Source organism: Cereibacter johrii, assembly GCF_001720585.1.
GTDB lineage: Bacteria > Pseudomonadota > Alphaproteobacteria > Rhodobacterales > Rhodobacteraceae > Cereibacter_A > Cereibacter_A johrii.
In genome coordinates, this window is record NZ_MABH01000246.1 from 1 (window position 1) to 7,985 (window position 7,985).

General features: G+C 71.0%; 9 protein-coding genes and 2 pseudogenes. 4 read left to right on the top strand and 7 right to left on the bottom strand.

Translation table 11 applies throughout. The annotated features are described in order from the left end of the window. The 3 genes and pseudogenes from A9O63_RS23685 to A9O63_RS23130 form a co-directional block, all read right to left on the bottom strand. Positions 1-127: pseudogene (locus tag A9O63_RS23685) on the bottom strand (dihydroorotate dehydrogenase); the annotation flags it as partial. A gap of 1 nt (position 128) precedes the next feature. Further along, positions 129-754: pseudogene (locus A9O63_RS20600) on the bottom strand (sigma-70 family RNA polymerase sigma factor). Positions 755-830: 76 nt separating this feature from the next. Then, positions 831-1,226, bottom strand: coding sequence for an EF-hand domain-containing protein (locus A9O63_RS23130; RefSeq protein WP_069333570.1), 396 nt, complete (start codon positions 1,224-1,226; stop codon positions 831-833). Positions 1,227-1,643: 417 nt separating this feature from the next. Between A9O63_RS23130 and A9O63_RS20610 the strand changes: the two genes are divergently transcribed. Both A9O63_RS20610 and A9O63_RS20615 read left to right on the top strand, forming a co-directional pair. After that, positions 1,644-2,054 carry a DUF983 domain-containing protein gene (locus A9O63_RS20610; protein WP_069333562.1) on the top strand — a complete coding sequence of 137 codons (411 nt, stop codon included), beginning with the start codon at positions 1,644-1,646 and terminating at the stop codon, positions 2,052-2,054. Further along, complete coding sequence (locus A9O63_RS20615; protein ID WP_069333563.1) at positions 2,023-2,700, top strand: NUDIX hydrolase; 678 nt, start codon at positions 2,023-2,025, stop codon at positions 2,698-2,700. The genes A9O63_RS20610 and A9O63_RS20615 overlap by 32 nt, the downstream gene beginning before the upstream one ends. A 70-nt stretch (positions 2,701-2,770) precedes the next feature. On the opposite strand, the gene A9O63_RS20620 is transcribed toward A9O63_RS20615, so the two are convergent. The 4 genes from A9O63_RS20620 to A9O63_RS20635 all read right to left on the bottom strand — a co-directional run bounded on the left by A9O63_RS20620 (position 2,771) and on the right by A9O63_RS20635 (position 5,214). Next, on the bottom strand, positions 2,771-3,145 hold the full coding sequence (locus A9O63_RS20620) for a hypothetical protein (protein ID WP_069333564.1): 375 nt from the start codon (positions 3,143-3,145) through the stop codon (positions 2,771-2,773). 15 nt (positions 3,146-3,160) lie between these two features. Further along, complete coding sequence (locus A9O63_RS20625) at positions 3,161-3,661, bottom strand: lipocalin family protein (RefSeq protein ID WP_069333565.1); 501 nt, start codon at positions 3,659-3,661, stop codon at positions 3,161-3,163. Next, positions 3,649-4,095 carry a hypothetical protein gene (locus A9O63_RS20630; protein ID WP_069333566.1) on the bottom strand — a complete coding sequence of 149 codons (447 nt, stop codon included), beginning with the start codon at positions 4,093-4,095 and terminating at the stop codon, positions 3,649-3,651. The genes A9O63_RS20625 and A9O63_RS20630 overlap by 13 nt, the downstream gene beginning before the upstream one ends. Before the next feature lie 78 nt (positions 4,096-4,173). Then, positions 4,174-5,214: an aldo/keto reductase gene (locus tag A9O63_RS20635; RefSeq protein ID WP_069333567.1), complete on the bottom strand. Its 1,041-nt coding sequence runs from the start codon at positions 5,212-5,214 to the stop codon at positions 4,174-4,176. A 216-nt stretch (positions 5,215-5,430) separates the two neighbouring features. Between A9O63_RS20635 and A9O63_RS20640 the strand changes: the two genes are divergently transcribed. After that, positions 5,431-6,039 (top strand): ImuA family protein, encoded by a 609-nt coding sequence (locus A9O63_RS20640; protein WP_069333568.1) that lies wholly within the window; start codon positions 5,431-5,433, stop codon positions 6,037-6,039. A gap of 151 nt (positions 6,040-6,190) precedes the next feature. Further along, the gene (gene metG / locus A9O63_RS20645; protein WP_069333569.1) at positions 6,191-7,909 is read left to right on the top strand and encodes a methionine--tRNA ligase; all 1,719 of its coding nucleotides are present in this window, start codon (positions 6,191-6,193) and stop codon (positions 7,907-7,909) included. Positions 7,910-7,985: the final 76 nt, after the last annotated feature.

Sequence of the window (7,985 nt, forward strand, 5' to 3'; positions counted from 1 at the left end):
GGGCCGGCGCGGGCGCGGGCCGCTCGGCTGCGGCATCCGCGAGGATCCGCGCCATGAGATCGGCCGAAGGCACGGGCGCCTCGCGCCGCGCTTCGGCAAAAAGATCGTCCAGATCGCGGTCGCGCATCTCAGCCTTCCCCATACCCCAGTTCGGCGCGCTGCCCGGAAAGCAGCGCCGCCAAAGCCCGTTTCCCTCGCGCGGTCAGGCTCTCCACCGCTTCGACGCCGATCTGCATCACCTCGGCGATCTCGGGGTTCGAGAGGCCCTCGATGTGGCGCAGCACCACCGCCTGCCGCTGCCGCTCGGGCAGGGCCTTCTTGCCCTTCACGCCCGCTCGGGCAGGGCCGCCAGCGCCGCATCGAGCGCCCGCATCCGGTCGCCCTCGATCAGCGCCTCTTCGACGCCCGGGGCGGCATCGGCCACCTCGGGCGCATCGTCGAGCGCGCTCGAGGCCCGCCGCTGCCGCCCGCGGAGCCGGTCGGTGCAGAGGTTGCACACCACCCGGTAGAGCCAGGTCGAGACGCGGGCCTCGCCCTGCCGCCAGTCGGGGGCGATGCGCCAGAGCCGGAGCATCGCCTCCTGCGTGACATCCTCGGCCTCGGCCCGGTCGGACAGGACGCGGGTGGCCACGGCGAGCGCCCGCGGCGCCAGCCGCAGGGTCAAAGCCCGTGCCGCGGCGGACTCGCCGTTGGCATAGAGCACGAGCAACGCCTCGTCGGAGACGTCGGAAAGGGCGTCGAACGGCATGTCCATCCTGGTCCCGAAGTAGCGCAACCGCATCCGGCACGCAATTTCCGCCCGGCGCCGAAGCGCCGGGCAGCAGGCGGGCTCAGCGGTCGAACATGCGCCAGCCATGCGGGCCGTGGCCGCCGCGCCCGTGCCCGTGCCATTTCGACCCGGCCTGCGCCGCCTCGTCGGCCGTGAGCGTGCCGTCCCCGTCCGCATCCATCCGGTCGAAGACCATCATCGGGCCGGGACCCGCCGCCAGTTCCGAGACCGACAGCTTGCCGTCGCCGTCCGCGTCGAACATCTCGATCATGCGCCGGGTCTTGGCCTCGATGCGCGGCATCATCCGCGCGGCATGGAGGGCGGTCAGCTCCTCGCTCGACAGGAGCCCGTCGCCATCGGCATCCGCATTGTCCACGCGGGACGCGCGGGCGGCCTCGAGCTCGGCCTTCGTCACCTTCCCGTCGCCGTCCGCGTCAAGCGCGTCGAAGTCGAACATCGGCCCTCGCCCGCGGCCCATGTCCATGCCCGGTCCCATGCCGGCACCCGGACCCATGCCCGCGCCGGGGCCCATGCGGCCGGCGGGGCAGTCCGCGCCCTGGACGCAAGGCCCCGGGCCCGGGGTCGGAGCGGGCCCCGTCTGGGCCAGAGCGGTTCCTGCGGCAAGGGTGAGGGCGGTCACGGCGGCGGCTCTCAGAATGGCAAATCGTGTCAAGTCGGTCTCTCCTGGGCTCGCGGCAGCCGTTGCTGCCTGGTTCGTGCATCTCAAACGACACGGTGCGACGCTTCCGTCGCCCCTGCCCGAAAATCCCAATAGATGAGTCCGGCGGAGGATGATTAACCTGCCCTTCACGCCGGAACAGGACGCCCCCTCGGGCGTTGCGCGTGAGGAGTGCTTGCGAGTCGGAGGCAGCGCATGCGGGATGGAACCGTGGATTTCGAAACCGAGGAGGAGGAACGCCCCCTCGGCCCGGCCCTCTGGCGTGGCTGGAACCGCGTCTGCCCGCGCTGCGGCTCCGGGCCGATGCTGCGCGGCTATCTGACGGTGCGGGACAATTGTCCGGTGTGCGGCGAGAGCCTGCACCACCAGCGGGCCGATGACGGGCCCGCCTATCTGACGATCCTGATCGTGGGCCACCTGATGGCGCCGGTGATCCTCTGGGCCTTCGTCGAGTTCCGGCCCGATCCGGCCCTGCTCGCCACGATCTTCGGCATCGGGACCGTGGCCCTCTCGCTCTTCTTGCTGCCCCGCCTCAAAGGCGCCATGGTGGCGCTGCAATGGGCGAAGAGGATGCATGGATTTGGCGGCGGAAGCGGGCGGGGATGACAAGACGCGGGTAAGGCCTGCGGCCACCGTCATCCTGCTGCGGGACGGGCCGGCCGGCCCGGAAGTGCTCATGGGCATGCGCGGCGCCTCGGCAGCCTTCATGCCGTCCAAGTTCGTCTTTCCCGGCGGAGCGGTCGATGACGCCGACGCCCGCGTGCCGCTGGCGGGGCTGCCCGCCCCGGCCTGTCTGCGGCGGCTGGGCGACGAGGGGCCCGCGCTGGCCGCGGCCGCCATCCGGGAACTCTGGGAGGAAACGGGCCTGCCGCTCGGCGTGCCGGGCGTCTGGACCGCCCCCGACGGCTGGACGGCCTTTGCCCGCCGCGGCCTTCGGCCCGACGCATCGGGCCTGCGCTTCGTCTTTCGCGCCATCACGCCGCCCGGCCGCCCGCGGCGGTTCGATGCGCGCTTCTTTCTGGCGGAGGCCGCGCGGCTGGCGGCGGACCCCGACGATTTTTCGGCAGCCTGCGACGAGCTCTCGCATCTTCAGTGGCTGCCTCTGGCCGAGGCGCGGCGGCTCGACCTGCCCTTCATCACCGAGGTGGTGCTGGCCGAGGTCTCGGCCTTGGCTCAGGGCCGCGACGCCGGTCCGGGCGTGCCCTTCTTCGACAATTCCGGCCCCGTTCCGACCTTCCGCAGGCTGGAGTAAGGGCTCGCTTCCTCGACGGCCGGCCGGGAGAGGCACCTGCCGCACCCCGTCAGATCGGCCTGACGGGGATCTAGTCCGCCGCGGCCGCGGACGCGCAGCGGCTGAAGCGCAGCGGCTCGGCGCCCGGCACCAGCATCAGCATCGAGTCGGCCGCGTCGATCACCAGAAGCCGTGCATCCGTGAAGGTCTCGCCTTCGGACTCGCAGTCCAGCACCAGTTCGGCCCCCGGCAGGACCGTGAGCGGATCGGTTTCGGCGATCCTGCAGCGGTTCTCGTAGCCCTGGAACTCGGTCGCGGTGATGCGGATCGGCGCCTCGGGCACCTCCCCCGTCCGGCCGGCGGCGGCGCACCAGGCCGGATCGGCGGCCCAGTCGCCGATCCACGGGCTTTCCTCGGCGAAGGCGGGGCCCGCAAGGCAGCAGAGAAGAAGGGTCGAACGCAGCATGGCGCCTCCTGAAGCTCAGAACCGGATCAACCGCCCGAGATCGTAGCCGTTCCATTCGAGGATCTCGCGGGCGGCGACCAGCCGGTCGGGCGGCAGGGGTCCGCCCCGGTTCAGAAGCACCCCGAACCGTCCCGAGGGCGTGCCGAGGGCGATGGTCCGGTAATCGGTATCGACCCAGAGCACCCACCAGGGTTCGGTCGCGCCGGCGGGCAGCAGGCGTCCGGGGCCGGTGACGGCCAGAGGCCCCGCCAGCGCCGTCTCGCGTCCGCCGAGGCAGAGCCGTCCGGTCATCTCGAGCCCCGAAGCCGTGGGCCGGATCTCGACGCCGCCGGGCCGGCAGGCGCCCGGCTGCGCGAAGGCCGCCACCTCCTGCCAGTCGCCGGCGATCCGCGCCGGCTCGAAAACGGCGTTCGACCAGATGGGCTGGTTCGTGTCGCGGAAGGTCTGCGGCGGCTCCGGCACCCTGGGGGCGCAGGCCGCGAGCAGCAGGAGAGGCAGGGCCGTCAGTCGAGACACAGGGTGATCCTCCGCCCCTCGTCGTCCAGGATGTCGTTGCAGCCCAGGAGGGGATCAAGGGGCGCACAGGTCTGCGAGCGGGCGAGGCATCGGCCCGAACAGTCGGATTCGCGGGCACAGCGCTTGCCCGCGTCGGGCGGCGTCTTCACGCAGGTGAAGAGCGCCTTTACCGCCGCATAGCTGCCGCCGGCCTTCTCGCAGGCGCGCTGGCTGGGCGAGACGACCACGGGCGGCGGTTCCGCCGCAGTCTCCGGGGCGCTGCCGGGGCCGGGTGCGGGCGGAACGGCCGCCGGCGCCGGATCGGTCAGGGTCGTCATCTCGACCGGAGGGGCCGCGAGCGGCTGCGGATCGAGAGCGGGCGGCCCGCCTGCATCCGCCCCCAGCCGGCAGGCTCCGAGCGCGAGCAGCGCAAGAAGGAGAAGCGGTCGGCGCATGTCTGTCTCGTCCTCCGGGCCGCGCGGGGGGCGCGGTGCCCCGCCAGATGGCGCGAAGCGCACGCCTTCCGCAAGGGCTCAGTAGGGCGCGGGCCAGCTGCGACGGGCCGCCGCGATCTCGGCTTCGACCTCGGGGGACAGGTCGAGGTCGCAGGCGCCGAGGTTGGTGCGCAGCTGGTCGAGCGAGGTCGCGCCGAGGATCGGGATCACCGGGAAGGGACGCTTGCGGCAGAAGGCAAGCGCCATCTGGCAGGGGTCGAGCCCGTGGCGCGCCGCAATCCCCAGATAGCCCGCCACCGCCTCGAAGACGGTGGGCGTGACGCGCCCGCCCAGCGTGGCATTGCGTTCGCGGCGCGAGCCGTCGGGCGTCACGTCTCCGGCATATTTGCCCGACAGAAGCCCCGCGGCCAGGGGCGAGAAGGCCAGAAGCGGCATCTCCTCCAGCGCCGCAAGCTCGGCCCAGTCGGTGTCGAACTGGCGGCAGAGCAGCGAATATTCGTTCTGAACCGTGGCCATGCGCGGCAGCCCGTGCCGGTCGGCCAGCGAGAGCCACTGAGCCGCGCCCCAGACCGTCTCGTTCGAGAGGCCGAAATGGCGCACCTTGCCCTCGGCCACCAGCTTCTGCGCCTCTTCGAGCACCGCGAGCATGTTGTCGCGCACCGCCTCGACCCCCGTGGGCGGCACATAGGCCCACATCTTGCGGAAATGGTAGGAGCCGCGGTTCGGCCAGTGGATCTGGTAGAGATCGACATGGTCGGTGCCGAGCCGCGCGAGCGAGCCCTCGAGCGCGCGGCGCAGGCTCTCGGGCGTCACCGGCTCGCCGCCGCGCACCGCCGCATTGCCCTCGCCGGTGATCTTGGTCGCCAGCACGATCCGGTCGCGCCCGCCCCGCGCGGCAAGCCAGCGACCGATGATGGTCTCGGTGCCGCCCACCGTCTCGGCCGTCACGGGATTGGTCGGATACATCTCGGCCGTGTCGAGGAAATTCACCCCGTGGTCGAGGGCGAGATCGATCTGGGCATGGGCTTCGGCCTCGCTGTTCTGGCTGCCCCAGGTCATCGTGCCGAGGCAGACTTCGGAAACGGTCAGATCGGTGCGGCCGAGGGGGATGCGCTTCATATGGGTCTCCTGTTCTGCGGTTGCAGCCTAGCCCGCCTGCCTGCGATGGCAAGGCAAGGCGCCGGTTTGCGCGCCGGCACAGCGGCGGAGAGCGGCTTGCGGTGAGGCAGGGCAGACAGGGAGACGGCCCGGCCCGCCGGGAGAGGCCGGGTGCAGAGCCTCCGCCTCGCCGCACGGGGGATTGAGAACATAGGCGGAACATGTCAGGATGCCCGCATGACGACTCAGCTTCTCGACCGCCACGGAGCCCGGGTCCGGCCGATGCAGCGGCTGGTGGGCGATCTCGCGATCTCGCGCGCGCGGGTGCATGAATTCTGCGGGCCGGCGCGCCGGGTGCTCGCCATGTTCCTGATGGCGCATTGTCAGGGCCCGGTGATCTGGATCCATCCCGGCTGGCGGCCCGAGCGGCTCTATCCCGACGGGATGTGCGAGTTCGTCGAGCCCGGCCGGATGATCTTTGCCCGTACCCGCCGCCCCGAGGATCTGCTCTGGTCGATGGAAGAGACGCTGCGCTCGGGGGCGGTGCCTCTCGTGGTGGTCGACCTGATCGAACCGCCGCCGCTGACGCCGGTGCGCCGGCAGCATCTGGCCGCCGAGACCGGAAGCGAGGCCGCCGCAGAGCTCGGGATCGATCCGCCCCTCGGGATCCTGCTCACACCCGGCCGGGGCGGCGCGCCGGGGATCGAGACGCGCTGGCACATGGCCTATGCGCCCCACGACCGCTGGCGGCTCGACCGGCTCCGGTCCCGGATGGAGCCGCCCGCGGGATGGATCCTGCGCCGCGGCCATGACGGGATCGAGATCGAGGGCCGGGCCGCCGACTGACCCCCGGGCCCCGCCCGCCCCGCTCTCGGGCAGGCCACCCGCCCACGGGCCGACAGCCCTTCGCAGGCGGCGCAGGCGCGAAATCATCCTCTGGCCCTCGCGAGCGTCCGGCGCTAAACAGCCCGCGGTCGGGACACAGGGATTACTGGGCATGGCGCGGATACTCATCACTTCGGCGATCCCCTATATCAACGGGATCAAGCATCTGGGCAATCTGGTCGGAAGCCAGCTTCCGGCGGATCTCTATGCCCGCTACATGCGCGGCCGGGGCCACGAGGTCATGTTCATCTGCGCCACCGACGAGCACGGCACCCCCGCCGAGCTCGCCGCCGCCAAGGCCGGAAAGCCGGTCGAGGACTATTGCGCCGAGATGCACGAGGTGCAGAAGGAGATCGCCGCGGGCTTCCGCCTCTCCTTCGATCATTTCGGCCGCTCGTCGAGCGCGCGGAACCGCCGTCTGACCCAGCATTTCGCAGGGGCGCTGGCCGAGAACGGCTTCATCGAGGAAGTGGTCGAGCGCCAGTTCTTCTCGGTGGCCGACAACCGCTTCCTGCCCGACCGCTATATCGAGGGCACCTGCCCCAACTGCGGCTACGACAAGGCGCGCGGCGACCAGTGCGAGAACTGCACCAAGCAGCTCGACCCGACCGACCTGATCGACCCGCGCTCGGCCATCTCGGGCTCGACCGAACTCGAGCTGCGCGAGACGAAGCATCTCTACCTGCGCCAGCGGGCGCTGAAGGGCGAGATCGAGGCCTGGATCGACAGCAAGACCGACTGGCCGGTGCTGACCACCTCGATCGCGAAGAAATGGCTGCACGACGGCGAGGGGCTGCAGGACCGGGGCATCACCCGCGACCTGAAATGGGGCGTGCCGGTGCGCAAGGGCGGCGAGCCCTGGCCCGGCATGGAGGGCAAGGTCTTCTACGTCTGGTTCGACGCGCCGATCGAATATATCGCGGGCACGGCGGAATGGGCGGATGCGAACGGCAAGGCCGACGCCGACTGGGAGCGCTGGTGGCGCACCGACAAGGGCGCCGAGGATGTGCGCTACGTCCAGTTCATGGGCAAGGACAACGTGCCCTTCCACACGCTCTCCTTCCCGGCGACGATCATGGGCTCGCGCGAGCCCTGGAAGCTCGTGGATTACATCAAGTCGTTCAATTACCTGAACTATGACGGCGGCCAGTTCTCGACCAGCCAGGGCCGCGGCGTGTTCATGGATCAGGCGCTCTCGATCCTGCCCGCCGATTACTGGCGCTGGTGGCTCCTGTCGCATGCGCCCGAGAATTCGGACAGCGAATTCACCTGGGAGAATTTCCAGGGCTCGGTGAACAAGGATCTGGCCGACGTGCTGGGCAACCTCGTGAGCCGGGTCACGAAATTCTGCCGCTCGAAATTCGGCGAGACGGTTCCCGCGGGCGGCAGCCCTGGCGAACGCGAGCATCAGCTGGTGGCCGAGCTGCAGCAGCGGCTGGCGGCCTACGAGGCCTGCATGGAGGCGATGGAGGTGCGCAAGGCCGCCTCCGAGCTGCGCGCGCTCTGGGTCGCGGGGAACGAATATCTGCAGTCCGCCGCCCCCTGGACGGTGGTCAAGACCGATCCCGAGCAGGCGCAGGCGATGATCCGCCTCGCGCTGAACCTGATCCGGCTCTATGCGGTGATCTCGCGGCCCTTCATCCCGGATGCGGCGGCCTCGATGATGGCCTCGCTTGGCTGCGAGGACTGGAGCTGGCCCGCCGATGTCGGCCGCGCGCTCGAGGTGCTGCCCGCAGGCCATGGCTTCACCACGCCCGACGTGCTCTTCCGCAAGATCACCGACGAGGAGCGCGCCGAATGGCAGACGCGCTTCTCCGGCGTGCGGAGCTGAACGGACGCGGGCTCCGGCCGGGGCGACGCGGGGCGGGCGGGCTGCCGGTCCGACGCGGGGGGCTGTCTGCCCCCCG